This window comes from Nonomuraea sp. LP-02 (assembly GCF_036289125.1).
GTDB classification, from domain to species: Bacteria; Actinomycetota; Actinomycetes; order Streptosporangiales; family Streptosporangiaceae; genus Nonomuraea; species Nonomuraea bangladeshensis.
Genome location: NZ_JAXCLK010000001.1, coordinates 3519400 through 3545443 on the forward strand (window position 1 = coordinate 3519400; position 26044 = coordinate 3545443).

Here is a 26044-nt window from a genome sequence, read left to right on the forward strand (position 1 = left end):
CTCACCCCTTGGTCGCGCCGTCGGCGAGACCCTTGATCAGGTACTTCTGCACGGCCAGCGCGAAGATCACCACGGGCAGCACGGTGAGCACGCCGACCGCCGCCAGCGGTCCCCACATGCCGCCCTTCTCGGTGTCAGCGGCGATGCCCGCGATCGCGACCGGGATGGTGACCGACTTGTCGTTGGTGAGGATGAGCGCGAACAGCAGCTCCTCCCAGGCCAGGATGATGCAGAAGATCAGCGTGGAGATCAGCCCGGTCATGCTGGTGGGCACGATGATCCGGAAGAACGCGCCGAACCGGGTGCAGCCGTCGATCATCGCCGCCTCCTCCAGCTCGGGCGGCAGGCTGCGGAAGAAGGCCCGCATGAGCCACACCACGTACGGCACCAGGAAGGTGACGTAGGCCAGGATCACGGTGATGTACTGGTCGGTCAGGCCCAGCTTCCGCGCCACCAGGAACAGCGGCACGACCAGCGCGATCGGCGGCACCGCGCGGGAGGCCAGGATGAGCCCGGCGGCCACGTTCGCGCCCCGCGTCTTCATCCGCGACAGCGCGTAGCCGGCCATGGACCCGGCCACCATCGAGATGGCCGACGCGCCGACCGCCACGATGATCGTGTTGATCATGCGGGGCAGGATGCGGGCCTGCTGGAAGTAGCTGACGTAGTTGTCGAAGGTCAGCGGGCTCAGCCAGCGCGGCGGGACGGTGAAGATGTCCTTCGGCAGCTTGAACGAGATGCTGATCATGTAGAGGACCGGGAGCAGGAAGAGCAGCGTCACCAGGCAGGCGCCGGCGATCGCGGCCCAGCGTCCCAGGCGGGGCCTCACCATCGGTTCTCCAGGCGGTGGCTGACGCGGAACAGGACATAGGTCAGGGCCATGGTGATCACCAGCACGATCGTGGCCATGGAGGAGGCCGAGCCAAACTCCAGGCTCCTGAACCCCTTCTCGTAGATGTAGAGGTTGACCACGTTCGTGGCGTTGCCGGGGCCGCCCTTCGTGGCGGCGAGCGCGATGTCGAACATCTTGACCGCGCCCAGCCAGCGGACCACGAACGCGGCCGCCATCACCGGCACGAGCAGCGGCAGCGTGACCCGCCACAGCGTCTGCAGGCGGCCGGCGCCGTCGGTCCTGGCGGCCTCGTACACCTCGCCGGGCAGCGCCATGATGCCGGCCGCGGCGATCAGGACCACGAACGGCGTCCACCGCCACGTGTCGATGATGATGACGCTCGCCATGGCCAGGGTGGGATCGCCGATCCACTCGACCGGGCCGATCCCGACCAGGCCGAGCGTGTAGTTGACGACACCCCAGAGCGGGTCGAGCAGCATCCGCCACACGCCGCCCGCCACCACGGGCGCGACGACCATCGGCACCAGGAACAGGGCGCGCAGCACGCCCCGCCCCCGCCACTCGACGTTGAGCAGGAACGCGATGGCGAAGCCCAGCACCATCTGCAGCGGCAGCGCGATCACCAGGTAGACGCCGGTGACCTTGAGCGACTCCAGAAATCCCGGGTCGTGCAGCACGGCCGTGTAGTTGCGCAGGCCGACCCAGCCGGTCGGCTGGAAGGTCGCCAGGTCGAAGTCCGACAGGCTGACCCAGAAGGTGTAGAAGATCGGGTAGAGCAGCATGCCGGCGAGCAGGAGCAGGGCCGGGGTCATGAAGAGCCAGGCCGTGCCCGGCTCTCCCAGCCGTACGCGGCGACCGATCACTGACCGTAGCCCTTGCTCTTCAGCAGCTCGGTGATCTCCTTCGCGGCCTGGTCGATGGCCTGCTGCGAGGTCGCCTGGCCGGACATGGCCCGGCTGGTCTGGAGTGCGAGGATCTGCTGCACGGCGTCGGACTCGGGCAGGCGCGGGCGCCACATCTGGTTCTTGGCGGTGACCTCGTAGCCCTCCTTCAGCGCCGCGTAGACGGGCTTGGCCCAGTCGGCGGGCGGGGTGCCGTCGAGGGTGGAGTTACGCGCGGGGAACGTGCCGAACGCCTTGGCGGTGAACTGCTCGCCCTCCTTGGAGGTGACCCACTGCAGCCAGGTCCAGGCGGCGGCCGGGTGCTTGGAGCGCTTGGAGATGCCGGCCGTCCAGATGCCGCGGTGCGCGCCGGGGCCCGCCGTGCCCGCGGGCAGCGTCGTCAGGCCGACCTCCTCGGGCGTCAGGGTCGTGGTGTCCTTGTCGACGGCCGTGCCCTTGAAGACGCTGCCCCACATGAACATGGTGGCCGTCTTGCCCTGGCGGAACGCCTCCAGCGGCTCGTTGAACTGGTACGTGCTCGCCCCGGGAGGCGCGTACTTGAGCAGGTCCACCTGCGTCTGCAGCGCCTTGACGCCGCCCGCGTCGTTGAAGGTCACCTGCATCTTGTCGTCCAGCAGCTTGCCGCCGTTGGAGTTGAGCACCGTCTGCCAGATGGTGGGGGTCAGCGGGTCCTTGGTGAAGTACGTGCCGACGGCCCACGCGTCGGTCTTGCCGTCGCCGTCGGTGTCCTGGACGAGCTTCTCGGCGTCGGCGAAGTACTGCTCCCAGGTCGTCGCGGAGCTCGGCTCCTTGACGCCGGCCTTCTTGTACAGGCTCTTGTTGTAGAACATCAGCAGCAGGTTCGAGCGGACCGGGACCGCGTACTGCTTGCCCTCCCACTCACCGGCCGCCAGCGGCGTGGGGTTGATGTCGGCCCAGTCGTAGCCGGCGTCGTTCCACTTGGCCAGCTCGGGGCCCTTGAGGTCGTACAGCGCGCCGGTCTTGGCGAGCTGCGGCAGCCACGGGTCGTCGGCGAGCACGGCGTCGTAGGTGGCGGTGGTGCCGGTCAGCTCCAGCATCGTCTTGGCGAGCTGGTCGTTGTACGGGATGCCGTCCACCGTGACCTTGATGCTCGGATACTTCTTGTTGAACTCGGGGACGAGCTGGTCCTGCCACTGCTTGGCGAACGCGTCGTTGGCGATGACGCGGATCGACACCGGGGCGCTCGCGCTGCCGAGGCCGCCGCCGTCGGCGGGGACCTCCTCGGTGGCCGAGCCGCAGGCGGCGAGCGACAGCCCGATCGCGGACACCGCCGCGACCAGTCGAATCTTTCGTGACATGATCAGCTTCTCCATGCAGGGGGTGGGGGAATTCGGGTCAGGCGTGCGGGTCGATGGCGAGTTTGACGATCTCCCTGTCGTCGAGCCGGTAGTCGCCGCCGAGCGCCTCCAGCGCCCGCCGGGCGCCGGACAGCGGCACGCGGTGGCTGACGACCTGATCGAAGGGCAGGCCGCCGCGCCGCAGGAGGGTGAGCGCGCTGTGGTACCTGCGTTGCATGTCGGGGCCGGCGCCGTAGACGCCGGCGATCGTGATGTCGCGCTTGAGCAGGTCGCTGAAGGGGTTGAACGGCACGGTGCCGCGGTCGGTGAAGTTGCCCAGTTCCGCCAGCGTCCCGCCGTCGGCGACCAGGCCGATGGCCTCGGTGAACGCCGCGGGTGAGCCGGCGGTACCGATCACCGCGTCCGCGCCGCGGCTCTCGCCGAGCGCGTCACGTACGGCGTGCGCGCGCCGGGCGGGGTCGGGGACGCGGTCGATGTCCACGACCTCGTCCGCGCCGAGGGCCGCGGCCAGTTCCAGCCGGGCCGGCGGCCCGCCCACGGCGACGACCCTGGCCGCGCCCGCCGCCCTGGCCGCCACGACCGCCATCAGGCCGATCGCGCCGACGCCCTGGACGACCACGGTGGAGCCGATCCCGACGCGGGAGCGTTCCAAGCCGTGCAGGGCCACAGACAGCGGCTCCTGCAGCACCGCCACCGCCGGCTCCAGGCCGGTGCGGTAGAAGACCGTCCCCGCGTTGGAGGCGTACAGGTGGGTGGCGAAGCCGCCGGTCAGGTACGGCGGGCGGTCGGCGGGCGAGGCGAAGCCGTACGAGGGACGGCGGTCCGGGCAGCTTCCCGGCCGCCTGCGGACGGTGCACTCGTAGCACCGGCCGCAGCTCAGCGCGGGAAAGACGCCCACCCGGTCGCCGACCTCGACGGGCCGGCCCGCGTGGTCGGCGCGCACACCCTCGCCGAGCGCCGTCAGGCGGCCGACGATCTCGTGCCCGAGCAGGGCCGGGAAGCGCACGCTGTCCAGCCGGCCGCGGTAGATGTGGGCGTCCGTGCCGCACATGCCGCACAGCTCCACTTCGAGCACGAACTCGCCGGGGCCGGGGCGGGGCAGATCGTATGAACGGATCTCCACATCACCGGCGACACCCGTGACGATCGCCGCACGCGCCGTCTCGTTCATCCCCGCCTCCGCATTCTGGATTCTATAGAATGCAGAAGAAGCTAGTTCGTCCGTTTTTGGTCGGTCAAGTGTTGTTACCGGAATGTTTCCGGCCGCGTATAACCCCGGCCTGCACCGCCACGCGCGGGAGCACTGCCGGCCGCCACAGTGGCGAAGGTGTACCAGTGACTTCACGGTAAAGTTCTGGCGGACTTTCTTCGAGGCGGGCGGCACGTGTGAGCAAGGCCAATGAGCTGATCGGCGCGGCGATGGAGGCGCTGGCCCGTGACGATCAGGCGGCCTTCGACTCCGCCGCCGCCTTCCTGGCCGACCGGGACGACGTCGATCGGGTGCTGGTGGACAACGCGGCCCGTACGATCTCGGGGTTGTGGCGCAGCGGCTGGCAGCCGGCCGACGTGGCCAGGATCGCGGCCAGGCGGCTGACCGACTGGCACGGGCGAGTGGCGGCCGACCTCATCGCCTGGGAGATGCGGGCTTACGCGCCGGCCACGGTGGACGAGCGCTGGCGCGGCCAGCTCGCCGGCCTGGAGGCCGCGGTGTGGTGGAAGGGCGGCTACCTGGCGGCGCGGCAGGCGCGCGACCGGGCCGGCCGGCTGGTGACCATCTCCGGCGTGCTGCAACTGCTGGAATTGCTGACCGGGCTGCCCCGGCTGGAGTCGTTGAGCCCGCCGCCCGGGGCCGCCCGCCGTACGGTCCAGGCACGCTCGCATACCGTCAGCGAGAAAACGCTGGCGCGGGTGCGGGCGCTGCTCGCCAAGGCGGAGTCGACGACGTACGAGGCGGAGGCGGAGACGTTCACGTCAGCGGCGCAGAGCCTGATGGCGAAGTACAGCATCGACGCGGCGATGCTGGACGCGCAGCCAGGCGGAGGTGACGCCCCGGCGGGCATCCGGGTCGGCATCGACGCGCCGTACGAGCAGCCCAAGGCCGTGCTGCTCAACCTCATCGCCGAGGCCAACAGGTGCCGGGTGATCTGGTCGCAGGAGCTGGGGTTCGCCACCGTGCTGGGGTTCTCGGCGGATCTGTCCTGGGTGGAGATGCTGTTCACCTCGCTGCTGGTGCAGGCGCAGACCGCGCTGGTGAACTCGGGCACCAAGAAGCACGGCACCGGCCGGTCGAGGAACAAGGCGTTCCGCCAGTCGTTCCTGTCGGCGTTCGCCTCCAGGATCGGGGAGCGGCTCGCCGAGGCCACGGCGGACGCGGTCGCGCAGGAGAGCGCCAGCCGGGGCACCGACCTGGTGCCGGTGCTGGCGGCCCGCGAGCAGGAGGTGGAGCAGGCGGTCGAGCGCATGTTCCCGAACCTGGTCTCGCACGCGATCCGCACGTCCTGGGACCGGGAGGGCTGGGCGGCGGGCCGTACCGCCGCCGACCAGGCCAGCCTCGGGACGCGGGAGCGATAGCGCTCCGGGTGCCGAGGTCCGCATCGCCGGCGTCCGCCAGGACCGGAGGCTTCAGGTGCGTGGCCGGAAGGACCGCCGGTAGCGGTGCGGGCTGGTGTGCAGCTCGCGGTCGAAATGCGCGCGCAGGGCGCCGGGCGAGCCGTGGCCGCTGCGGTCGGCGACGGCGGGGATCGGCAGGTCGGTGGTCTCCAGCAGGTGCCGTGCCAGCAGCAGCCGCTCGCGGGCGAGCCAGGCCGCGGGCGTGGTACCGGTCTGCTCCTGGAAGCGGCGCGTGAGCGTACGGACGCTGAGGTTGGCGTGGCGCGCGATGTCGGCGAGGGTGAGAGGTTCGGCCGCGTGCTCGCGCATCCAGGCGAGGGTCGCGGCCAGGCTGCCGCTCGCGACGGGGGCCGGTGGCCGCGGGATGAACTGGGCCTGGTCGCCGTCGCGGCTGGGCGCCATGACGGTCGCGCGGGCGGCGCTCGCCGCCACCGCCGCGCCGAAGTCGCGGTGGATCAGGTGCAGGCACAGGTCGAGCCCGGCGGCCACGCCCGCCGAGGTGAACAGTCGCCCGTCCCCCACGTAGAGGGGCTTGGGGTCCACGCGCACGTCGGGGTGGCGGCGGGCCAGCTCGCCCGCCGCCCTCCAGTGCGTGGTGGCCGGCCGCCCGGACAGCAGGCCCGCCTCGGCGAGCACGAACGCGCCGGTGCAGATGGACACGATCCGCGCCTGGCGGGCCGCGGCCTCGCGCAGCAGGTCGAGCACGGCATCGGGGGCCCGGCGGGTGACGGTGACGCCGGGCACCACGATGGTGTCGGCGTCCTCGGCGCCGTCCAGGCCGTTGGGCGCCTCGATGCGGTAGTAGCCGACGCCGCCGGCGGTGGCGTTCACCGACGGGGTCACCCCGCAGACGCGCACCTGGTAGGGGTAGGTGCCGTCGGGCAGGCAGGCGGTGCCGAAGACCTGGCAGGGCATCGACAGGTCGAAGCCGACCACCCCGTCCAGGGCGAGTACGGCGACGAGGTGCGGGTCAGCGGGCATCGCTCAGCAGGGTCTCCGTGCGGTTGCGGCAGCTCCAGTGGCAGGGCCGGTCCGGGCAGACGCAGCGGGGCCGCAGCACGAACCCGGAGCCGCCGTGCACGGTGGCGTCCACCTCGAACACCTCCCCGATCGTCGCGGGTGTCAGCACGTCGGTGGCCGGGCCGTGCGCCACGAGCCGTCCCTGTCGCAGCACGGCGACGGTGTCGGCGTACGTGGCGGCCAGGTCGAGGCTGTGCAGGGCGGCGAGCACGGTGACGTCCAGGTCCCGGACGAGTTCGAGGAGGTCGAGCTGGTGACGGACGTCCAGGTGGTTGGTCGGCTCGTCCAGGACGAGCAGCCGGGGCCGGCCGGCCAGGGCGCGGGCGAGCAGGACCCGCTGGCGCTCGCCGCCGGAGAGCTGCCCGACACGGCGCCCGGCGAAGGCGGCCAGGCCGGTACGGTCCAGGGCCTCCGCGACCGCGGCGCGGTCCTCGCGCGTGAACCGGTCGAAGAAGCCCAGGTGCGGCGTGCGGCCCAGGGCGACGGTCTCGGCGACGGTGAACTCGAAGCCGGTGTGCTGCTCCTGCATGAGCACGCCCACGCTGCGTGCGGCGTGCGCGGGCGGCATCGACCACAGGTCACGGCCGTCGAGTCGGACGGTGCCGGACGCCGGTCGCACGGCACGGTAGATGGTGCGGAGCAGGGTGGACTTGCCGCTGCCGTTCGGCCCGACGAGCGCCGCGAATCCGCCGGGTGGGACGGTCAGCGACACGTCGTCGACCACGGTCCTGCGACCGAGGGTGACCGATACGGCGTCGAGGTCGAGTCTCATGAGGTCTCCTGGGCGGCCAGGCCGCGCGCCCGCATGACGAGCAGGAAGCACGGCACTCCGAGGAACGCGGTCAGCACGCCGATGGGCAGCTCGGCGGGAGAGATCAGGATCCGCGCCGCCACGTCGGCCCACAGCAGGAAGAGCGCGCCGAGCACCACCGTGACGGGCAGCATGCGGCGGTGGTCGGCGCCGACCAGCATCCGGGCCAGGTGCGGCACGATCAGGCCGACGAACCCGATCCCGCCGGACACGGCGACGACCGTGCCGGTCAACAGCGTGACGAGCAGGAGCAGGTACCAGCGCTGCCGGCTGGCGTTGAGGCCCAGCGCCGCGCCGGCCTCCTCGCCCAGCACCAGGGCGTTGAGCCGGCGGGCCCGCGTCAGCAGCAGCCCCGTGGCCACGCCGACGACGATCGCGGGCACGGGCAGGGTGGCCCAGTTCGTGCCGGACAGGCCGCCGAGCAACCAGAAGATGATCTGCTGCTGGGCGGCGGAGCTGTCGGTACGCGCGAGCACGAACGAGGTGATCCCGGCGAACAGGTGCCCGAAGGCGACGCCGACCAGGATGAGCCGCACCGGCAGCAGCCGGCGCTGCCTGGTGGACATCGCCAGCACGATCCCGATCGCGACGGCGGCGCCGGTGAACGCCGCCGCCGGCAGGGTGAGCGCGCCGAGCACGGCGGTGCCGGTGGTCAGCACCAGCACGGCGCCGACGGAGGCGCCGTGGGACAGGCCCAGCAGGTACGGGTCGGCGACCGGGTTGCGGACCACGCCCTGCACGACGGCCCCGGCCAGCGCGAGACCGGCGCCGGCCACCGCGCTGAGCAGCACACGGGGGAAGCGGATCCTCCAGACGATGAGGTCGGCGGTGGCCGTGCTGTCGCCGCCGCCGGTGAGGTGGTGGACGAGGATGCCGGCGACCTCTCCCGCGGGCACGCCGACCGGCCCGAACCCGGTGGCGACCACCACCGAGACGGCCAGCGCCGCCGTGAGCAGGGCGACCAGCACCGGGTACGGCACGGCGGCGACCCGCGCGGGCAGCCTGCCGACGATCGCGGTCATCGGCCGCCCGCACGCAGGTCGGCGGCGAGCTGTTCCAGCGCGTCGAGGTTGAGCGGGCTGGGGAAGGAGACCAGGTACTGCGAGGTCGAGAAGACCCTTCCCCGCTTGACGGCCGTGGTCCCGGACAGCAGGGGGTTCCGCCTGACCTCGTCGACCAGTTCCCGGCCCTTGACCTTGGCGAAGTTGTAGTCGGTGAGCACCCAGATCACCTCCGGGTCCCGCTTGACCACCTGCTCCGGGGAGACGTCGGCGTGCATCGCGTGGACGTCGGGGAAGAGGTTCTCGCCGCCCGCCAGCGTGAGCAGGGCATGGGCGATCGTGCCGGTGCCGGAGGTCTTGATCGGCTGCCCGGCGACCGGGTTGTCCTGCACCATCATGACGCGCGGTTTGGCGCCGCCGGTCCTGACGGCGTCCTGGCGGGCGCGCAGCTCGGCGATGAGCCGGTCGGCGCGGTCCTGGACGCCGAAGACGGTGCCGAGCTTGCGGATGTAGTCGTAGGTGGGTGCGAGGTCGGCCAGGGCGGGGCCGGACGGGGTGTCGCCACCGGGCAGGCAGGCGGCCAGTCCCTTGGCGTTCATGGTGGCCAGGTCGGCGTCCTTGGGGCTGCCGGGTGGTCCGCCGAAGGCGGAGAAGGCGGTCAGGACGAGGTCGGGCCGCTGTGCGGCGACGACCTCGGTGACCGGCACCCGCTCGGCCAGGACCGGGATCTTGGCCAGTTCCTCTCGGTGGGGAGAGGTGTCCACGGTGAACGGGGCAGGGTAGCCGGTGCCGGCGATCTTGCCGGTCAGGCCGAGCCGGGCCATCGTCTGGGCGGCGTACCCGTCGAGGGTCACCACCTTCGCGGGCGGCGCGCTGAAGATGACGTCCTTGCCCGCGCAGTCCTTGACCACGATGGACGAACCGGCGGCCGCCGGCCGGACGTCGCCGCCGCAGCCGGTCGCTGCCAGGGGCAGCAGCGCGACCAGGCAGAGCGTCAGCCGCCGCCTCATCGTCCCGCACCTGACGCGACCGGGTCGCCGGAACGCCACAGCGGTTCGCGGCGCTCGTACTCCAAAATCTGCTGCACCAGCGCGGCGGCCTGTGCGCCGCGGTACCGCTCGACGAGCCAGACCGCCAGGTCCAGGCCCGAGGTGATCCCACCGGCGGTCACCAGGTCGCCGTCGTCCACCACCCGGGCTTTCACGTGCCGGCCACCGGCCGCCACCAGGTCCTCGACGGCCCGATGGTGCGTGGTGCAGGCCCGGCCGGTCAGCAGTCCGCCCGCGCCCAGCAACATCGCGCCCGTGCACACGGACGCGAGCACCAGGCCGGGCCGGGCCGCCCTGGCGAGCGCGGCGGGCAGCCGGCCCGAGTCCAGCTCCGCCCGGACGCCCGAGGTCTCGCTCCCGGCGTAGCCGCCGCCGGGCACGATGAGCACGTCGGCCTCCTGCGGCGCCCAGCCGGCCGCGGGCAGGGACAGACCGCCCGCCGTGGTCACCGTCCGCGGCCCGTCCAGGGACACCAGCCGTACCGTGACGCCCTGCCCGGCGCGGCCGGCCAGGCCAAGCACCTCGTACGGGCCCACCACGTCAAGGTCGTCCGCGCCGTCGAAGACGACGATGTCGGCTCGCATGCAGCCTCCAGGTTCTCGGTGTCGAATCGCGGGTCCCCATGGTGACGAGACGCCCCCTCGCCTGGAAGTGGCCGGCAGGTCAACGTCCGCCGGCTTCCGGCCACGGCCATGGGCGCAAAGCGGCTCGTCCGACCAGTCGTCGCGAAGCCCGCCCTGGTTCCCGGGAACTTCGGCCAGGCTTCGTACGACCACTGGAGGACGCCCCCCGCTGACGGGTCAGACCTTCTCGCTCACCGCCTCGTCCTCGTCGTCGAGGTGCTCGGTGAGGAAGTCGCCGGTCGCCGGAGGCGGGGCGTAGCGGCGTAGCCGCAGGCTGTTGGTGACGACGAACACCGATGACAGCGCCATGGCGCCGCCGGCGATGAGGGGGTTGAGCAGGCCGGTGGCGGCCAGTGGGAGGGCGGCCACGTTGTAGCCGAAGGCCCAGACGAGGTTGCCGCGGATGGTGCGCAGGGTGGCGCGGGCCAAAGTGAGCGCCGTGGGGACGACGTCGAGGTCGTCGCGGATCAGGATGAGGTCGGCGGCGGCCAGCGCGACGTCGGTGCCGTCCACCACGGCCAGTCCGAGGTCGGCGCGGGCGAGCGCCGGGGCCTCGTTGATGCCGTCGCCGACCATGGCCACGCGGTGGCCCTCGCCCTGGAGCCGCGCGATGGTGGCTTCCTTGTCGGCGGGCAGCACTTCGGCGATGACCTCGGTGATGCCGGCCTGGGCGGCGACGGCGCGGGCGGTGGTGGCGTTGTCGCCGGTGAGCAGCAGTGTGCGGAGTCCCATGGCGTGCAGGCGGGCGATCGCGGCGGCGGCGGAGGGTTTGATGGCGTCGGCGAGGGCGAGCGCTCCGATGGCCGTTCCGTCGGCCGCGACGAGGACGACGGTGCGGCCCTGGCCTTCCCAGTGGGTCCGCGCGTCGTCGAGGACTGGGGGGATGGTGACGTGGTGCCGGGTCAGCAGCCGGGCCGAGCCGATGAGGACGCGCCGGTCCTCGACGGTCCCCTGCGCGCCCAGTCCGGCCAGGGCGATGAAGTCGTCCGCCTCGGGCAGGTCGCCGAGCTCGGTGCGGGCGTGGGCGGCGATGGCGGTGGCGATGGCGTGCTCGGAGGCGTCCTCGACGGCTCCGGCGTAGCGCAGCACCTCCTGCGGCGGCAGGCCCTCGGTGGTGGTCACGTCCACGACGCTCATACGGCCCTGAGTGAGGGTGCCGGTCTTGTCCAGCACGACGGTGTCGATGACCCGCGCGGATTCCATGGCCTGATGGCTCTTGATGAACACGCCGAGCTTGGCGCCGGTGCCGGAGGCGACCTGCAGGGCGGTGGGGATGGCCAGGCCGAGCGCGCACGGGCAGGCGATGATGAGCACGGCCAGCGCGGCCGTGACCGCCTGGTGGGTCTGGCCGCCGGCGAGCACCCAGACGGCCAGGGTCAGCGCCGACAGGACGAAGACGGCCGGAACGAACCAGCCGCAGATCCGGTCCGCGAGCCGCTGCACGGCGGCCTTGTCGGCCTGGGCGTGCTCGACGAGCCGGATCAGTGCGGCGAGCTGGGTGCCGGCGCCCACCTGGGTGGCGCGGACGACGAGGCGTCCGCTGAGGTTGACGGTCGCGCCGGTGACGGTGTCGCCCTCGGCGACCTCGACGGGCACCGGCTCGCCGGTCATGGCGCTGGTGTCGATCGTGCTCTGCCCGGACTCGATCCGGCCGTCGGCGGCGATGCTCTCCCCCGGCCGGACCACGAACAGGTCGCCGGTGCGCAGGTCTGCCACGTCGATGCGGTACTCGTTGCCGTCGGCGCGCAGCACGCCGACATCCTTGGCGCCCAGCTCGGCCAGACGGCGCAGGACCGCGCCGGAGGAGCGCCGAGCCCGCGCCTCCAGGTATCGCCCGGCCAGCGCGAACATGGTCACCCCTGCGGCGACGTCCAGATAGAACGCGCTGTCCGGTGCGGACAGCGCCGCCCACAGGCCCGGCCCGGCAGGTCCGGCGTCGATCGGGAACAGGATGACGTACACCGACCAGAGGGTGGAGGTGATGACGCCCGTCGAGATCAGGGTGTCCATGGAGGTGGCGCCGTGCCGGGCGGCGCGGAAGGCGTTGCGGTGGAACGGCCAGGCGCACCAGGTGACCATCGGCAGCGTCAGCCCGATCAGCACCCACTGCCAGCCCGCGAAGTGCCACTCCGGGACGAACGCCATCCCCATCGACAGGTCCATCAGCACGAACGCCAGCCCGACGGCGACGATCATGCGCCGTCCCAGCATCCGCACGCGCCGGTCGTCGGTGTCCTCCGGCGCGGCCGACGCCTGGGGGGTGACCACCTCGGCGCTGTAGCCGGTGCGCTCGACCGTCCGGATCAGCTCTTCCACCGGGACGCCACCGGCCTGGATGGTCGCCTTCTCGGTCGCGTAGTTGACGCTGGCGCTCACGCCGTCCATCCGGTTGAGCTTGCGCTCCACCCGGGCGGCGCATGAGGCGCAGGTCATGCCGCCGATGAGGAGCTGGACGGCCTCTGTTCCGAGACAGGACTCCGTCAGCGTGCATGGCTCATCGCCAACGGGACCGTGGATACTCGCCCGACGAAAACTCATGATCGAGACGTCGGACGGATCGAGGCGGAAGTTCCCTCGACATGCATCACCGTCGGATAACTGCCCTGGGTGTGCCCGGGTGGTCAGGCGGCCAGCCAGGACGCCGAAAGCTGATGCCGGGCCCGGGCGACCCTGGAGCGCACCGTACCCACCGGGCAGCCGAGCAGCTCGGCGGCCTCGGTGTACTGCAGGCCCACGACCTGGGTCAGCACGAAGGCGCGGCGCCGTTCCTGAGGCACCTCGGCCAGCAGTTCGGCCAGCTCCACCGCATCCTGCGATCCGGGCAGGTCACGTGGCTGGCACCGCTCCACGGCAGCCTGCCAGTCCGCCAGGTCCGCCACCACGGGCCGAGCCCGCGCGGCCCGGAAGCGGTCGACGACCACCCGGCGGGCGATGGACAACAACCAGGCCCTGGCCGACGATCTCCCGGCGAAGCGCGGCAGACTGCCCAGGACCCGGACGAACGTCTCCTGGGTCAGGTCATCGGCCGACTGCACGTCGGTCAGGTAGGCCAGGAAACGGCGTACGTCGCCGTACACCGCCTCGGTGAAGGCCGCGACGTCCGCCGGCGCGCCGTCGCGGGCGGCCAGCGCGAGCGCGGTCAGGCGCCGATCGTCGTCGGCACGTTCATCGGCGACAACAGGTTTCACATCGATCACTCTCTGGTCTGGTGTTTCCGGCATGGAGGACTCCCGTTTCGGGCGTACGACGACCGCCGGGCGGAGTGCATCCGTCCGGTGAAGGGGAGGAACGAGAGGTTCAGCCAGCCGGTGGGGCGCGCCCGCTCAGCGAGTGCTCCAGCACTGCGGAGCGAAGAGGCGCGGGCTCGACGGTGCGTACGACCACCGTCCAGTACGGCGTGCGGTGCGCCAGAGGCAGCAGCACGATGACACGCACCCCGAGGTGCCGCAGCAGTGCCCAGAGCACCGCCTCACCCCGCGCGAGCCACAACGCCGTCATCACGGTCGCCAGACCGTGGGAGACCAGCATCCCCACACCCGGTACGAGCCCGGAGTGCGCATGCCCACCGGGCACACCCGACAGCACCGGCAGCACCGACAGCACCGGCGGCGCGAACGAGAACAGCAGGTGCAACCCCACCTGCACACCCGCGAGGAGGAGGAAGACGGCCGTCCCACCTCGCTCCCGGCCGGTGGCCGGCATGGCCGCGACGAAGGAGACCATCAGAGCCGCCACCGCCATGAGGGCAGTCACCCTGCCGCCCCCGAGCAGGTGGGCGAACGCGGACAGCCCACAGCACACCACAGCGAAGGCCGTGGTGCGCAGCAGGCGGAACATCACTCCAGCGGGCATGACTCCGGCTGTCGTCTCAGGGCGGCGAGCCGGCACCGACACGCCGGCCGATGCCGCCCATGTCGATGCTCGGGGAAAGGTCCACCCCGGTGGACAGGCCGGGGCGGCCGTCAGTGAACGTGCGCGGCCACGGGTGGCCCGCGCCGCCGGATCGCCCGTACGAGCTCAGGCCCGCGATACGTCCTCTCCTCGGCCGCGAGCACGACCCCGGCCGGCGTCGCGAATGGCTCGACCACGCCGGCCGGCGACCGCCGCAGCTTCGGCAGCGGAGCCATCCCCCACAGCCGGACCATCAGCCAGAACGCGCTCTCCCCGCGGTACAGCCACCATCCGCTCATCACCGCGACCACGAGGTGCGCCACGGTCATGCCGGCGCCGGGCGTCCCGGTGTGCACATGCTCGGCAGCCGCCACGGTGACGCCGGCGCTCCTGGTGAACAGCTCGTGCAGCAGGATCTGCGCGGCCGCCGTCGCCGCGACGACGGTCTCGGGCCCGCGCTGTCGTCCGTTGAGCACGAAGGCGAGGGCGAAGGCCCCCAGCACGCCGATGGACAACGTGGGCACCGCGACCGGAACGCCTCCGGCCAGGACATGACCGCCCGCGGACATGACGACGCACACCGCGGCGAAGACAGCGGCGCGTGCCAGGCGCGAGACCCGTTCCAGGGCGAACACGGCACTCATCCTCCCAGCCTGACGACCCGGTCGAGAAGGCCGCCCTCCGCTGACTCGCATGGCTCGCCGGCTACACGCCCGCGGAGCAGCCCCGGCCCGGGCTTCATCAGCACCGGTTCGGCGTCGGCCATCACAACCGATGGGGGATGGTGAGCCGCGTGTGTGACTCAGTCAGCCACGCCTCGTCGATTTCCCTGCCGGTGAGCCGCCCGACCAGGGTCAGGGCCGAGGTGACGCAGGTGGCCAGGGACGGATGGTAGCCGTTCAGCGACAAACCATAGAAGTCGCCGAACGCCTCCGGCAGCGGCTGCTCCCCATCTTCGTCCCCCACCGAGTATCCGTTCTCCTCCATCCAGGCCGACCATTCCTCGAAGGCCGGCCATTCCGGCGGGAGCTCCGGATCCGTCATCCAGCTCGTGTCATCCATATCGAACATCAGGCCCTCCGCCAGCGCGTCGAGCGCGGCCGGGGCATTGCCGGACCGCTCGCCGGGAACGGTGATGCTGAATCCGGTGGTGTGGTAGCCGTCCGAGACATACGTGAGATCACGCACGCCGTTCAGCCCCCATCCCACGTTCACCGCTCGCCCTCCATGAGCCGACAGTTCGCGCAGGGCGCCGCTGCACGCGTATCCCCGGAACTCGAAGATCTGCAGCCAGTCGTCGGTCAGCCGGTCGGCCCAGATCACCGTCGCGTCGCGGATGTCGAACGCCTCGTCCGCCAGTTCGGCTCTGTCGCGGCGGCGAGCCTGCCGGAAGTCGGCGCCCACGCGCTGCGCCAGTTCGTCGAGCTCCAGCCGGTCGACCCATATCGCGCTGAATTCCGTGGCGAGCGCGTAACTATGCAACCGGTGCCACAGATACTCTGACCGTCGCATGTCGCCTCTTTCCTGCGGGGGCCGCCGGACTGGAGGTCCGGCAGCCAGGTTGCGCTCGCTTCTGAACGTCGGGTGGGATCCGGCGATGCTCGAGTACGGCAGGCATGGGGACTCGGCAGTCAGACGGCCTCAACGGCCCTGAAGGCGCCGCTGCTTGCGGCGTTCCCAGCTGTTGGGGTGCCGGATGACCACCCCTCCCGCGCCGCCGTTGCCGGAGAGGCGGATCAGTGGCGTTCTGGGGAGGCGCTGCGGCGTGGTCTTGTCCTTGAAACCCCCGAGGCCCCCTTCCATGCGGGACGTCTCCGCGGCCCAGCCGTCGGGGATGATGATCGTGATGCCGGCCATCTGGCCTTGTGCCTCGATCTGGATCTCGGGCAGCCGGCATTCGGTCTCGGTGAAGTCGAGCTTGACGGCGCCCATGCCGCCGTACACGGCGATGCGCCCCGGCACGTCCCAGCGCCCCGAACGGGTCACGCCGTGCATGCCGCCCTTGATGATCAGCGGCTCCTGATCCACCGGGACATCCGGCGGCAGATCGGCGGTGAGAGGCGCCAGATCGGCGTACGTCTTGGCGTTCAACGCCAGTTCCAGCCGTACATCCAGCTCGCTGAGGTCGAGCCGGCCCTCGGCCGCCGCCGTGTTCAGCCGTTCCACCACTGCTTCACGCTCGTCATGCGAGACGCGCCACTCATCTCGGCGGACTGGTTCCGGACGCCAATCGTTCATGCCCCAATGATAGGGAGACATGAGGGGAAGCAGCCCGTCCGCCCAGCCCCTCGCCGGCGGGCACAGGCGCCGGCCAGGATGCCGCGGAAAGCGGGCACAGGAATTCATTCCATTAATTCGTGAATTATTTCCCGCATGCTAGATTCAGGACGCCGAAGATATTCGAAGAGCATGAATTCCTGCCGCTTGGAGAAACATGGAATCGCTGGTCGTCGAGCGGATTGATGTATTCGTCGTGGAACTGCCGTCCATCCGGTCGTTCAGCATCTCCGGTGGAAACGTCACCACTGAGGGAAAGCCCGCCGAACGGGTTCTCGTCAAGGTGACGGCCGGCGGGGTGACCGGCTGGGGAGAGGCGACGCCGACCCCCGCCTGGACCTACGAGACCGTGGAGTCGATCTCGACGACGATCGCCCGCTATCTCGCTCCGGCCCTGGCCGGACGCCCCGCGTGGGACCTGGACGGCGCCTGCGCGGTCTACGAGAAGGTGATCAACAGGGGGTTGACGATCGGGTCGCCCATCGCCAAGTCCGCGCTCGACATCGCGCTGCACGACCTGCTCGGCCGGGCGCTCGGCGTCTCCGTCGGCGTGCTGTGGGGTCAGCGCCGCCTCGACCGGATCACCCTCGGCTGGATCGTGGCCGGTCAGACGGCCGACGAGGTACGGCGGGCGGTCGAGGAAGGGCGGGCGCACGGCTACGGCGCGTACAAGGTCAAGGTGGGCCTGCACGACGAGGCGACGGACCTGTCCGTCGTCGCGGCCGTCAGGGAGGCCGCCCCGGACGCGCCCCTCTGGGTGGACGCGAACCAGGCCTACACGGTGGACGGCGCGCTGCGCATGGCGCGGCGGCTCGCGGACCTGAACGTGTCGGCGTTCGAGCAGCCGCTGCCCGCCAACGACGTCACCGGGCTGCGCCGGCTGCGCGACCACAGCCCGCTGCCGGTGGCGCTGGACGAGAGCCTGCGCCATCCGTCCGACCTGGCCACGTTCGTGAAGCTCGACGCCGTGGACATCGCCATCGCCAAGGTGCAGCGGTCGGGCGGCCTCACGCTCTCCCGCAGGTTGTGCCAGCTCGCCGAGGACGCCGGGCTGCGCATCATGGGGTCGGGGCTGACGGACACCGACCTGGGGTTCGCCGCCTCGCTGCACCTGTTCGCCGCCTTCGGCGTGGACACCCCGGTCGACCTCAACGGCCGCCAGTTCGTGCACTCGGCGTACGTCGGCGGCGAGACGGTGAAGGTCACGGGCGGGACGGCCCTGGTGCCCACCGGGCCCGGCCTCGGCGTCGAGGTGGACGAGGACGCCGTCCGCGCCCTGTCCACGGCCCACTGGACCATCTGACCCGGCCCCGTCTCACCCGGCGAGCCCGGGGCGGGGAATGTTCCCCACCCCGGGCTCGCCGGCCGAAGAGCGGTGGCTCAGCGGAGCCAGTCGTCCAGGTGCGCGGCGACGAAGTCGTCGTCCACCAGCCACGGGTAGGCCGCGCGCACCCGCGCGATCTCCCCCGCCTGCCCCGGCGACAGCCCCTCGTCCGGGTCGAGGCACCACGTGCCGGCCAGGAGCCCCTGGCCGCGCAGCACCTCGTGCACCCCGGCGATGCAGCCGTGGAAGCCGCCCGCCACGTCGAACACCGCGCCGTTGGCGTCGGTGAGGTCCGCGGCGCGGGCCAGCAGGGACCGCAGGACGTCGTCGTCCCCGGCCCAGGCCCGGCGCACCTCCTCGAACATGAGCACCGCCGCCCGCGTCCACACCGCCCACTGGCCGAGGAGCCCGCCGACGACGCGGCGGCCCGCGACGGGGGTGAGCAGGTCGGCCAGGATGTTGTCGTCGTTGCCGGTGTAGAGCGCGATGTCGTCGCCCCGCCCCGACGCCGCCACCGCGTTGACCACGTCGACGGTGCGGTACCGGTCGAAGGGCGCCATCTTGATCGCCACCACCGACTCCTGCTCGCTCAGCGACCTCCAGAACGACGGGCTGAGCCGCTGCCCGCCCACCGCCTCCTGGAGGTAGAAGCCGACCACCGGCAGCACCTCGCCCACCGCCCTGGCACGTGCCAGCAGCTCCGGCTCGCCCGCGCCCGGCACCTTCGGCGACAGCAGGACCGCGTGGTAGCCCAGCGAGGCCGCGAGCTCGGCCTCCGCCACCGCCTGCGCGGTGTCGCCGCACGCCCCCGCGACCAGGACGAAGGGCCGCTCGGCCTCCTTGGCCACGACCTCGGCGGCGAGCTCCAGCACCGGCCGCAGCAGCCCCGCCTCGCGGATCGCGAACTGCGTCGTGTGCACCGCCACGGCCGCGCCGCCCGCTCCCGAGGCGAGGTAGTAGCGGGTGAGCGCGCGCTGGCGGCGCTCGTCGAGCGTACGGCCGCCGGTCAGCGCCAGGGGGTGGGCGGGGATGACCGTGCCCTCCCGCAGCAGGTCGATCGACATCTCAGAACCTCCCGTCGCGTACCGCGAACTTGGTCGGCTTGCCCGACAGGGGCAGCCCGCGCGACAACCAGCCGGCCTGCCAGGTGATCAGCGTGTCCAGCGGCACGTCCGGGTAGCCGAACAGGCCGTGGCAGGCCGAGGCGTCGCTGAGCAGCGCGGTGCCGCTCTCGCTGCCGGCGAAGGACGCCTCGGTCCCCAGCGCGGCCGCCAGCCGGGTCGCCGTGCGCCGGACCGACGCGGTCTCCGGCCCGGTCAGGTTGATCGTGAACGGCTCCGGGGCACGCGCGTGCCGCAACGAGCGCAGCGCGACCTCGTTGGCGTACCCCTGCCAGACGACGTTGACGTGGCCGGTGGTGACGTCGACCGGCTCGCCGGCCGCGACCGCGACCGCGAGGTCGGCGAGCACGCCGTACCGCAGGTCCACCGCGTAGTTGAGGCGCAGGATCGAGACCCGGGTGCCGTACGCGGCGGCGGCGTGCTCGAAGACGCGTTCCCTGCCGAGGCAGCTCATCGCGTACTCGCCGACCGGTTCCGGCCGGTCCTCCTCGGCGCTGCCGCCGGAGGCCACGTCCACCAGCGGGTACACGTTGCCGGTGGAGAACACCGCGACCGACGAGTCCCGGTAGCGCCGGGCCACGGCGGCCGGCAGCGCCGCGTTGACCGCCCACGCCTGGTACGGCGCGGCCGACGTGCCGAACTTGGCACCCACCATGAACACGACGTTCGCCGCGTCGGGCAGCGCGTCGAGGTCGTCGCCGGCGCTCAGGTCGTGGGCGACCACGTCCACGCCCTCCTCCGCCAGCGCCCGGGCCGCGCGGCCGTCGGACCAGCGGGACACGGCGTACACGCGGGCCGAGCCCCGGCCCGCCGCGTCCAGCGCGCGTCTGGCCAGCCGGACCAGGCTCGGCCCCATCTTGCCGCCCGCGCCGAGCACGACGAGGTCGCCGTCCAGCGCGCCGGCGTCGGCGATCAGCGCGGCCGAGGGGGTGGCCAGCCGGTCGTCGAGCTCCCGTTCAGAGGTGAACACGTGCCGCTCCTTGGTCGTACGGCCGCCGGTACGCCACACCCAGCCGGTCGAGGAGCGGCAGGTGGGCGGTCAGCCGCCGGGTGAAGTCTCCGAGGTCCCGGCCGGAGGACCAGGCCGCCTCGGCGACGGCGCACAGCCGGGGGAAGGCGTTGTAGTCGAAGCGCTCCCTCGTGGGCAGGTACTCACCCCAGAGCTGCGCCTGCATGCCGAGGACGGCGTCGCCCGCGTCGAACCCGTACACGGTCTCCAGCGGCAGCGGGCCCGAGATGCTGACCGGCTCGCCGGGGGCGTCGGACTCGGCGTAGTCGAGATAGGTGTGCGTGTGCGGGGCGGCGATGACGTCGTGGCCCGCCCGCGCCGCCGCCTCGATCCGGTCCACGCCGCGCCACGCCATGATCACCATGTCCTCCGGCGGGTCGTGGTCGAGCATGTCGTCCCAGGCCACGGCGCGGCGGCCGAGCCCGCGCAGGTGATCGGCGAGCAGCCGGCCCCACCAGCCGTGCAGCGCCTCCGGACCGCCGAGCCCGGCGCTCGCCACCCGCCGCGCCGCCTCCGGGCTGGTCGCCCACGCGTCGCCGCGGACCTCGTCCCCGCCGATGTGCACGTACGTGGAGGGGAAGACGTCGCTCAGCTCGTCGAGCACGTCGCGGGCGAATTCGGCGGCGCGGTCGCTCACGTTGAGCACGTGCGAGGAGATGCCCCACGTGGTCCGCACCGTGACGGGCTCCGCGGACGGGTGGCCGAGCCACGGGCAGGCCGCGATGGCGGCCTGCGAGTGCCCGGGGAACTCGATCTCGGGGACCACGGTGACGCCGCGCGCCGCGGCGTACTCCACCAGGTCGCGCAGCTCCTGCTGGGTGTAGAAGCCGCTGTGCGGGGTGCCGTCGGACCTGCCCTCCCGCGCGTGCCCGGCCGGGGACTCGGCGCGGCGGGCCCCGACCTCGGTCAGCCGCGGGTGCGCGCGCACCTCGAACCGCCAGCCCTGGTCGTCGGTGAGGTGCAGGTGCAGGACGTTGAACTTGTGCAGCGCCAGCAGGTCGACGTACGCGCGCAGGAACGACACCGGGCGCCACCAGCGGGCCACGTCGATCATCACGCCGCGCCAGGCGTACCTGGGCACGTCGCGGACGGTGCCGCAGGGCACGCCGCCGGGCGTGTCGAGCTGGCGCAGCGTCTGCACGCCCCAGCCGAGCCCGGCGGCGCCCGCCGCGGCGATCACCGCCCGGTCGGGGGTGACGGTGAGGGTGTACCCCTCCGCGCCGAGCGACGGGTCGGCCACGAGGCTGAGCACGACCTCACCGTGGGCGTCGGGGGCGTCGCGCGCGTCCAGGCCGAGCAGGTCCCGTACGAGGCCGGCGTGCGGGCCGCTCACCCGCGTGCCCGCGCCCAACGGGAACCGCCCCTGGTCCGTACGCGCCGACGCGACCAGCGGGATCATCGCCCGAGCACCTTGCGGAAGGCGGTCAGGGCCTCGCCGATCGGCGGCGCGTCGGGGTACCAGGCGAGCTCCCATTCCAGCGCCAGGTAGCCGTCGTACCCGATGCGGCCGAGCTCGGCGAGCACGCCGGGCACCCCCACCGCGCCCTGGCCGGGCAGCACCGGCGCCAGGTCGGCAGGCGAGGCCGCGTCCTTGATCTGCACGTGCCGCAGGTACGGCGCCAGCGCGTCCGCGGTCGCGGCGGCGCTCTCGCCCGCCCGCCACGGGTTGACCACGTCCCACAGCGCGCCCACGCGCGGCGAGCCGACCCCGGCCAGCACGCCGGCGACCGCCTCGCCCGTCAGGAACACGTCGTGCGTCTCCAGCAGCACGTCCACGCCGTTGTCGGGCAGCCGTCCGGCCACGTCCGCGAGCCTCCGAGTCGCGGCGGCGGCCGGGTCGTCCTGCCCTTCGACACCGCCGAAGACCCGCACGTACGGCGAGCCGAGCGCTTCGGCGATCTCGACGTGGCGCAGCACCTCGGCCACCGGGTCACCGCCCGGCCTGGCCACGCGGGTGTAGGAGCACACGGCGACGATCTCGATCCCGGCGCCCGCGAACGTCCGGGCGATCGAGCGCAGCTCGCCGGCGGGGGTGTCCGGCGCGACGATCTCGCCTTCTGCGCAGCGCAGCTCGACGGCGGCGCAGCCGTACCGGGAGGCGGTGGCGATGACCTCCTCGGCCGGGGCGCCCGGCATGCCGAGCGTGCTGAACGCGAGCGGGTTCATGACTGTCCCTTCACGGTGACGGTGGAGCCCAGGCGGGCGGACTCGTAGACGGCCAGGGCGACGTCGAGGACCGACAGGGCGTACTCGGCGGTGACCTCGGGGGCGGTACGAGCGGCGCAGGCGCGCGCGAAGTCGGTGAGCTGCGCGGCGAACGCCGTGGCCATCTCGCCGCTGCCGGGCGCGGCGACCTGGGTGGCCACGCCGCCGCGGAAGGACCAGACGCCCTCGCCGCGGCTGATGCGCAGCGCGCCCTCGCCGCACACGATCTCGGCCTCGTCGGTGAACGGCAGGCCCGTTCCGGTGACGGAGATCGTCGAACGGGTGCCGTCGGCGTGCCGGGCCAGGGCGACCGCCTCGGTCTCCACCGACTCGCCGCCGGGCCCGGCGACGTGCGCGGTGACCTCGACGATCGGCGAGCCGACGAGCATCTGCAGCTTGTCGATGCTGTGGGTGCCGACGTTGAGCACGATGCCGCCGCCCGCCATGCCGGCGTCGAGGAACCAGCGAGGGCGCGAGGGGTCGCCGTAGTCGGCGGTGCGCCGTTCGGAGGCCACCACGACCTGGCCCAGCTCGCCCGAGGCGAGGAACCCGGCCGCGGCGCGCAGCATCGGGACGAAGCGCAGGACGTGCCCGACCGCGAACACGACGCCGGCCGCGCGGCAGGCCTCGATCATGCGGAGGGCGTCCTCGCGCGTGGTGGCGATCGGCTTCTCCACGAGCACGTGCAGCCCGGCCGCGGCGGCGTCGAGGGTGATCGGGGCGTGCAGCGCGTGCGGGACGGTGATCACGACCGCGTCGAGGCCGCCGGCGTCGATCATCGACCGGTGGTCGGTGAAGACGCGGGCGCCGGCTTCGGCGGCCAGCTTCTCGGCCGCCTCGGCCCGTACGTCGCACACCGCGGTGACCTTCACCTGCCCGGCGCTCTGGCGGGCGGCGGCCACGTGGAACTCCGCGATGGTGCCCGCGCCGATGACGCCCAGGCGCAGCCCGGATGTTGTGGACACGATTTCCTTTCTGGACGGGGAGGGGGCCTGTCAGCCCTTGAGACCCGCGGACATGGTTCCGCGGACGAAGTAACGCTGGGCCAGCACGAACACGATCAGCATCGGCAGCAGGCTCATCATCGCGGCCGCCGTCACAAGCTGGTCGTTCCCGACGAACTGCCCCTTGAGGCTGAGGACGCCGACCGGCAGCGTGTAGTTCTCGGGTGAGGTGAGATAGATCGTGGGCTCCAGCACGGCCTTCCACGACGTGGTGAAGGTGAAGACCGCGAGCGTGGCCAGGGCGGGCTTGGCCAGCGGGAGGTGGATGCGCCAGAACACCTGCCAGGGGTTGGCCCCGTCGAGGCCCGCCGCCTCCTCGAAGTCCTTGGGGATGCCGAGGAACGTCTGCCGCATCAGGAAGATCCCGATGGGCGTGGCCAGCCAGTACGGCACGATGAGCGGCAGCAGCGAGTCCAGCCAGCCCAGCGAGCGGAACAGCAGGAAGTTCGGGACGATCGTGATGACGGTGGGCAACATCATGGTGCCGAGCGCCATGGTGAGCAGCGCCTGCTTGCCCGGCAGGCGCATCCTGGCCAGCGCGTGCCCGACCATGGCGCTGGTGAGCACGTTCCCGACGACCGCGAGGACGGCGATCACGACGCTGTTGACCAGGTAGAGCCCGAACGGGGCGCGCCGCCACACCTCCGCGTAGTTGTCCCACTGGACGGGGTCGGGGATCCACACGGGCGGGACCTGGATGTACTGGGCGAAGCTCTTGAGCGAGTTCCCGAGCGCCGCGACGAAGGGCAGCAGCATGACCGCGGCGCCCGCGAGGACCAGGACGTACGAGACGGTCTTACGCATAGTGCACCCACCTGCGCTGGAGCCGGAACTGCACCAGGGTGAGCGCGAGCACCAGCACGAACAGCACCCACGCGATGGCCGAGGCGTAGCCCATCTGGAAGAACTGGAAACCCTGGCGGTAGAGGTAGAGCACGGTCAGCTCGCTCGCGCCGTGCGGCCCGCCCTCCGTCATCACGAAGACCTGCTCGAACGACTGCAGCGTCTCGATGGAGGTGAGCACCAGCACCAGGAACGTGGTGCCGGAGATGCCCGGCAGTGTGATGTACCGGAACCGGTTCCAGGCCGACGCGCCGTCGATCTTCGCCGCCTCGTAGCGCTCCTCGGGGATGGCCTGCAGGCCCGCCAGGAAGAGCACCATCATGTAGCCGACGCCCTTCCACACCGCGACCGCCGCGAGCGTGGGGATCACCAGCGCGGGATCCTGCAACCAGTTCTCGGCGGGCAGCCCGAAGAGGCCGAGCACCTGGTTGGCGATGCCCGTCTGCGGGTTGAAGACGGCGTCGGCGACGTAGGCGACGACGACCCACGAGGAGACGACCGGGACGAAGTAGGCCGCGCGGAACAGGGCCATGCCGCGCAGCCGCTGGTTGAGCGCGATCGCCAGCGCCAGCGCCAGGGCCGTCTGGGCGGGCACGAACAGCACCGCGAAGTACGCCGTGTTGCCGAGCGTGCGCCAGAAGACCGGGTCCTCGAAGAGCCGGGTGAAGTTGCCGAACCCGACGAACCTCGGCGGGGACATCAGGTCGTACTCGGTCATGCTGAAGAACAGCGAGGCCAGCAGCGGCCAGGCGGCCAGCGCGACCAGGTGGAGGAGGTAGGGCGAGGCGAACGCGAAGGCCCAGATCCGCTCCCCCGCGTGCCGCTTCCTGGCGGGCGGCCGCTGCTCGGCGGCCGCCCGCCCGGTACGCCTGGCGAGCAGCGTCACTGCGTCTTCCCGGCGTAGAAGCGGTCGATGACCTCCTGGGCCTCCTTCTGCCCGGACTGGAGGGCGGTGGCGACGGGCGTCGCGCCCGACAGTGCCTCGTTCATGCGCTTGGCCAGCGCCTCGGTGTACTCCGACCACACGGCGTTGGTGCCGAGGTCGGTGGCCGCGTCGAGCGACTCCAGGAAGACCGGGCCGCGGTCGGGGGCCAGGGCCGTGGTGGCGACCTTCTTGTTGATCGGGATCGCCTCGCCGAGCTCGGCCCACTTGCGCTGCGGGCCCTCGCCGGAGAAGAAGGTGATCCACTTCCACGCGGCGTCGTTCTGCGCCGGGGAGGCGGCCTTGCTGACCACCCACGAGTTCACGATCGCGACGTTGCCGCGACCGGCCGGGCCCTTCGGCAGGGGCGCCACGCCGAAGTCGACGCCCGCGCTCTGCGCGGGCAGCGTGCGGGCGTAGATGCCGTACGACATGGCGACCCGGCCGGTGGCGAACAGCGTGTGCACGACGCCCTTGCCCATGGCCTCGGTGGTGACGTAGTCGGGGGCGAAGCCGTCCTTGCCCATGGCGCTCAGCATCCAGTCGAGCCCGGCCGTGGACTGCGGGCTGTCGATGACGACCTTGCGTCCCCCGTCGGTGACGATGTCGCCGCCGAACGCCTTGACGATGGGCCACCAGCTCTCGGTGAAGCCCGGCGAGTACGCGCGGAAGCCGTAGACGTCGGGCTTGCCGTCGCCGTTGGTGTCCTTGGTGAGCTTCTTGGCCGCCGCGGCGAGGTCGTCGTAGGTCCACTCGGCCGTCGGCTCGGCGACCTTGGCCTCGGCGAACAGCTTCTTGTTGTAGAACAGCACCGGGGTCTGGGCGCCCTGCGGGAAGCCGAAGACCCGGCCCTGGGCGTCGCGGTTCAGCTCGATGCCGGAGTAGTCGGCGGCGTTGACGCTCTTCACCCGGTCGCTCAGGTCGGCGAGCGCGCCCCGGGCGGCGAACTCCTGCACGAGCACGCCGTCCGACAGCCACACCTGCGGCGCCTGGTTGCCGGCGATCTGGGTGCGGAGCCGTTCGAAGAACTTGACGTACGGCGCGACCTCGAGCTGCACCTTGATCGACGGGTTGGCGGCCTCGAACTCCTTGACGAGCTGCCGCATGGTCGTGTCGGCCGGGTCGCCGGCGGCGGCGTAGAAGCCGAGTTTCAGGGTGACGGCGCCGGAGTCGTCGGCCGAGCCGCCGCACGACGTCGTAGCGGCCATGGTGAGGACGGCCACCGCGGCAGCGGCGAGCACGCGCACTCTCATTGGGTCC

The 26044-nt window shown here is 72.1% G+C and carries 25 protein-coding genes; 2 read left to right on the forward strand and 23 right to left on the reverse strand.

Annotation, left to right across the window (positions count from 1 at the left end):
* Position 1: 1 nt before the first annotated feature.
* Genes SMD20_RS16375 through SMD20_RS16390 form a run of 4 tightly spaced genes read right to left on the reverse strand, consistent with a single transcriptional unit; the run spans position 2 to position 4245 of the window.
* Positions 2–832, reverse strand: a complete 831-nt coding sequence (locus tag SMD20_RS16375; protein WP_329581425.1) for a carbohydrate ABC transporter permease — start codon at positions 830–832, stop codon at positions 2–4.
* Positions 826–1716 (reverse strand): carbohydrate ABC transporter permease, encoded by an 891-nt coding sequence (locus SMD20_RS16380; protein WP_329581428.1) that lies wholly within the window; start codon positions 1714–1716, stop codon positions 826–828. Before SMD20_RS16380 ends, SMD20_RS16375 begins: the two co-directional genes overlap by 7 nt.
* Positions 1713–3074 carry an ABC transporter substrate-binding protein gene (locus SMD20_RS16385; RefSeq protein WP_329581431.1) on the reverse strand — a complete coding sequence of 454 codons (1362 nt, stop codon included), beginning with the start codon at positions 3072–3074 and terminating at the stop codon, positions 1713–1715. The genes SMD20_RS16380 and SMD20_RS16385 overlap by 4 nt, the downstream gene beginning before the upstream one ends.
* 37 nt (positions 3075–3111) lie before the next feature.
* On the reverse strand, positions 3112–4245 hold the full coding sequence (locus SMD20_RS16390; RefSeq protein WP_329581434.1) for a zinc-binding dehydrogenase: 1134 nt from the start codon (positions 4243–4245) through the stop codon (positions 3112–3114).
* A 215-nt stretch (positions 4246–4460) separates the two neighbouring features.
* Here SMD20_RS16390 and SMD20_RS16395 point away from each other — a divergent pair, with 215 nt between their 5' ends.
* Positions 4461–5645: a DUF2786 domain-containing protein gene (locus SMD20_RS16395; protein ID WP_329581437.1), complete on the forward strand. Its 1185-nt coding sequence runs from the start codon at positions 4461–4463 to the stop codon at positions 5643–5645.
* Positions 5646–5696: 51 nt separating this feature from the next.
* On the opposite strand, the gene SMD20_RS16400 is transcribed toward SMD20_RS16395, so the two are convergent.
* From SMD20_RS16400 to SMD20_RS16450, 11 genes are all read right to left on the reverse strand, one after another.
* Positions 5697–6665 carry a GlxA family transcriptional regulator gene (locus SMD20_RS16400; RefSeq protein WP_329581439.1) on the reverse strand — a complete coding sequence of 323 codons (969 nt, stop codon included), beginning with the start codon at positions 6663–6665 and terminating at the stop codon, positions 5697–5699.
* The gene (locus SMD20_RS16405) at positions 6655–7476 is read right to left on the reverse strand and encodes an ABC transporter ATP-binding protein (RefSeq protein WP_329581442.1); all 822 of its coding nucleotides are present in this window, start codon (positions 7474–7476) and stop codon (positions 6655–6657) included. The genes SMD20_RS16400 and SMD20_RS16405 overlap by 11 nt, the downstream gene beginning before the upstream one ends.
* A complete protein-coding gene (locus tag SMD20_RS16410; protein ID WP_329581445.1) occupies positions 7473–8537 on the reverse strand; it encodes a FecCD family ABC transporter permease in 1065 nt (354 codons plus the stop codon). The genes SMD20_RS16405 and SMD20_RS16410 overlap by 4 nt, the downstream gene beginning before the upstream one ends.
* Entirely contained in the window at positions 8534–9526 is a 993-nt protein-coding gene (locus tag SMD20_RS16415) for an ABC transporter substrate-binding protein (protein WP_329581446.1), read from the reverse strand. The genes SMD20_RS16410 and SMD20_RS16415 overlap by 4 nt, the downstream gene beginning before the upstream one ends.
* Positions 9523–10149, reverse strand: a complete 627-nt coding sequence (locus SMD20_RS16420) for a DJ-1/PfpI family protein (RefSeq protein WP_329581449.1) — start codon at positions 10147–10149, stop codon at positions 9523–9525. The genes SMD20_RS16415 and SMD20_RS16420 overlap by 4 nt, the downstream gene beginning before the upstream one ends.
* A 216-nt stretch (positions 10150–10365) precedes the next feature.
* On the reverse strand, positions 10366–12621 hold the full coding sequence (locus SMD20_RS16425; protein WP_329581451.1) for a heavy metal translocating P-type ATPase: 2256 nt from the start codon (positions 12619–12621) through the stop codon (positions 10366–10368).
* Between the two features lie 188 nt (positions 12622–12809).
* Positions 12810–13376 carry a sigma-70 family RNA polymerase sigma factor gene (locus tag SMD20_RS16430; protein WP_329581453.1) on the reverse strand — a complete coding sequence of 189 codons (567 nt, stop codon included), beginning with the start codon at positions 13374–13376 and terminating at the stop codon, positions 12810–12812.
* Positions 13377–13485: 109 nt separating this feature from the next.
* Positions 13486–14040, reverse strand: coding sequence for an MFS transporter (locus SMD20_RS16435; protein WP_329581456.1), 555 nt, complete (start codon positions 14038–14040; stop codon positions 13486–13488).
* Between the two features lie 110 nt (positions 14041–14150).
* The gene (locus SMD20_RS16440) at positions 14151–14723 is read right to left on the reverse strand and encodes an MFS transporter (RefSeq protein WP_329581459.1); all 573 of its coding nucleotides are present in this window, start codon (positions 14721–14723) and stop codon (positions 14151–14153) included.
* Between the two features lie 121 nt (positions 14724–14844).
* Positions 14845–15591 (reverse strand): DUF6461 domain-containing protein, encoded by a 747-nt coding sequence (locus SMD20_RS16445; RefSeq protein WP_329581461.1) that lies wholly within the window; start codon positions 15589–15591, stop codon positions 14845–14847.
* Between the two features lie 129 nt (positions 15592–15720).
* Positions 15721–16317 carry a DUF1707 SHOCT-like domain-containing protein gene (locus SMD20_RS16450; protein ID WP_329581464.1) on the reverse strand — a complete coding sequence of 199 codons (597 nt, stop codon included), beginning with the start codon at positions 16315–16317 and terminating at the stop codon, positions 15721–15723.
* A 196-nt stretch (positions 16318–16513) separates the two neighbouring features.
* Here SMD20_RS16450 and SMD20_RS16455 point away from each other — a divergent pair, with 196 nt between their 5' ends.
* Positions 16514–17659: a mandelate racemase/muconate lactonizing enzyme family protein gene (locus tag SMD20_RS16455; RefSeq protein ID WP_329581467.1), complete on the forward strand. Its 1146-nt coding sequence runs from the start codon at positions 16514–16516 to the stop codon at positions 17657–17659.
* Positions 17660–17736: 77 nt separating this feature from the next.
* Here SMD20_RS16455 and SMD20_RS16460 read toward each other — a convergent pair whose 3' ends face one another.
* From SMD20_RS16460 to SMD20_RS16495, 8 genes are read right to left on the reverse strand one after another with little or no spacing between them, the layout of a single operon-like run.
* Positions 17737–18744, reverse strand: coding sequence for a dihydrodipicolinate synthase family protein (locus SMD20_RS16460; RefSeq protein ID WP_329581470.1), 1008 nt, complete (start codon positions 18742–18744; stop codon positions 17737–17739).
* Position 18745: 1 nt separating this feature from the next.
* Positions 18746–19771 carry an NAD-dependent epimerase/dehydratase family protein gene (locus SMD20_RS16465; RefSeq protein ID WP_329581472.1) on the reverse strand — a complete coding sequence of 342 codons (1026 nt, stop codon included), beginning with the start codon at positions 19769–19771 and terminating at the stop codon, positions 18746–18748.
* Complete coding sequence (locus SMD20_RS16470) at positions 19758–21209, reverse strand: beta-N-acetylhexosaminidase (RefSeq protein ID WP_329581475.1); 1452 nt, start codon at positions 21207–21209, stop codon at positions 19758–19760. Before SMD20_RS16470 ends, SMD20_RS16465 begins: the two co-directional genes overlap by 14 nt.
* Positions 21206–21976, reverse strand: coding sequence for a sugar phosphate isomerase/epimerase family protein (locus SMD20_RS16475; protein ID WP_329581478.1), 771 nt, complete (start codon positions 21974–21976; stop codon positions 21206–21208). Before SMD20_RS16475 ends, SMD20_RS16470 begins: the two co-directional genes overlap by 4 nt.
* Positions 21973–22980 (reverse strand): Gfo/Idh/MocA family protein, encoded by a 1008-nt coding sequence (locus SMD20_RS16480; protein ID WP_329581480.1) that lies wholly within the window; start codon positions 22978–22980, stop codon positions 21973–21975. Before SMD20_RS16480 ends, SMD20_RS16475 begins: the two co-directional genes overlap by 4 nt.
* Before the next feature lie 30 nt (positions 22981–23010).
* A complete protein-coding gene (locus tag SMD20_RS16485) occupies positions 23011–23823 on the reverse strand; it encodes a carbohydrate ABC transporter permease (protein ID WP_329581483.1) in 813 nt (270 codons plus the stop codon).
* On the reverse strand, positions 23816–24748 hold the full coding sequence (locus SMD20_RS16490) for a carbohydrate ABC transporter permease (RefSeq protein WP_329581486.1): 933 nt from the start codon (positions 24746–24748) through the stop codon (positions 23816–23818). Before SMD20_RS16490 ends, SMD20_RS16485 begins: the two co-directional genes overlap by 8 nt.
* The gene (locus tag SMD20_RS16495; RefSeq protein ID WP_329581489.1) at positions 24745–26037 is read right to left on the reverse strand and encodes an extracellular solute-binding protein; all 1293 of its coding nucleotides are present in this window, start codon (positions 26035–26037) and stop codon (positions 24745–24747) included. The genes SMD20_RS16490 and SMD20_RS16495 overlap by 4 nt, the downstream gene beginning before the upstream one ends.
* Between the last annotated feature and the right edge of the window lie 7 nt (positions 26038–26044).

Bases quoted from the DNA above. Each gene is read 5' to 3' on its own strand.
- SMD20_RS16450 (WP_329581464.1), bottom strand. From the start codon at position 16,317: ATGAACGATTGGCGTCCGGAACCAGTCCGCCGAGATGAGTGGCGCGTC.
- SMD20_RS16390 (WP_329581434.1), bottom strand. From the start codon at position 4,245: ATGAACGAGACGGCGCGTGCGGCGATCGTCACGGGTGTCGCCGGTGAT.
- SMD20_RS16470 (WP_329581475.1), bottom strand. From the start codon at position 21,209: ATGATCCCGCTGGTCGCGTCGGCGCGTACGGACCAGGGGCGGTTCCCG.
- SMD20_RS16420 (WP_329581449.1), bottom strand. From the start codon at position 10,149: ATGCGAGCCGACATCGTCGTCTTCGACGGCGCGGACGACCTTGACGTG.
- SMD20_RS16385 (WP_329581431.1), bottom strand. From the start codon at position 3,074: ATGTCACGAAAGATTCGACTGGTCGCGGCGGTGTCCGCGATCGGGCTG.
- SMD20_RS16400 (WP_329581439.1), bottom strand. From the start codon at position 6,665: ATGCCCGCTGACCCGCACCTCGTCGCCGTACTCGCCCTGGACGGGGTG.
- SMD20_RS16425 (WP_329581451.1), bottom strand. From the start codon at position 12,621: ATGACCTGCGCCTCATGCGCCGCCCGGGTGGAGCGCAAGCTCAACCGG.
- SMD20_RS16440 (WP_329581459.1), bottom strand. From the start codon at position 14,723: ATGAGTGCCGTGTTCGCCCTGGAACGGGTCTCGCGCCTGGCACGCGCC.
- SMD20_RS16475 (WP_329581478.1), bottom strand. From the start codon at position 21,976: ATGAACCCGCTCGCGTTCAGCACGCTCGGCATGCCGGGCGCCCCGGCC.
- SMD20_RS16455 (WP_329581467.1), top strand. From the start codon at position 16,514: ATGGAATCGCTGGTCGTCGAGCGGATTGATGTATTCGTCGTGGAACTG.
- SMD20_RS16435 (WP_329581456.1), bottom strand. From the start codon at position 14,040: ATGCCCGCTGGAGTGATGTTCCGCCTGCTGCGCACCACGGCCTTCGCT.
- SMD20_RS16460 (WP_329581470.1), bottom strand. From the start codon at position 18,744: ATGTCGATCGACCTGCTGCGGGAGGGCACGGTCATCCCCGCCCACCCC.
- SMD20_RS16485 (WP_329581483.1), bottom strand. From the start codon at position 23,823: ATGCGTAAGACCGTCTCGTACGTCCTGGTCCTCGCGGGCGCCGCGGTC.
- SMD20_RS16495 (WP_329581489.1), bottom strand. From the start codon at position 26,037: ATGAGAGTGCGCGTGCTCGCCGCTGCCGCGGTGGCCGTCCTCACCATG.
- SMD20_RS16445 (WP_329581461.1), bottom strand. From the start codon at position 15,591: ATGCGACGGTCAGAGTATCTGTGGCACCGGTTGCATAGTTACGCGCTC.
- SMD20_RS16410 (WP_329581445.1), bottom strand. From the start codon at position 8,537: ATGACCGCGATCGTCGGCAGGCTGCCCGCGCGGGTCGCCGCCGTGCCG.
- SMD20_RS16415 (WP_329581446.1), bottom strand. From the start codon at position 9,526: ATGAGGCGGCGGCTGACGCTCTGCCTGGTCGCGCTGCTGCCCCTGGCA.
- SMD20_RS16405 (WP_329581442.1), bottom strand. From the start codon at position 7,476: ATGAGACTCGACCTCGACGCCGTATCGGTCACCCTCGGTCGCAGGACC.
- SMD20_RS16375 (WP_329581425.1), bottom strand. From the start codon at position 832: ATGGTGAGGCCCCGCCTGGGACGCTGGGCCGCGATCGCCGGCGCCTGC.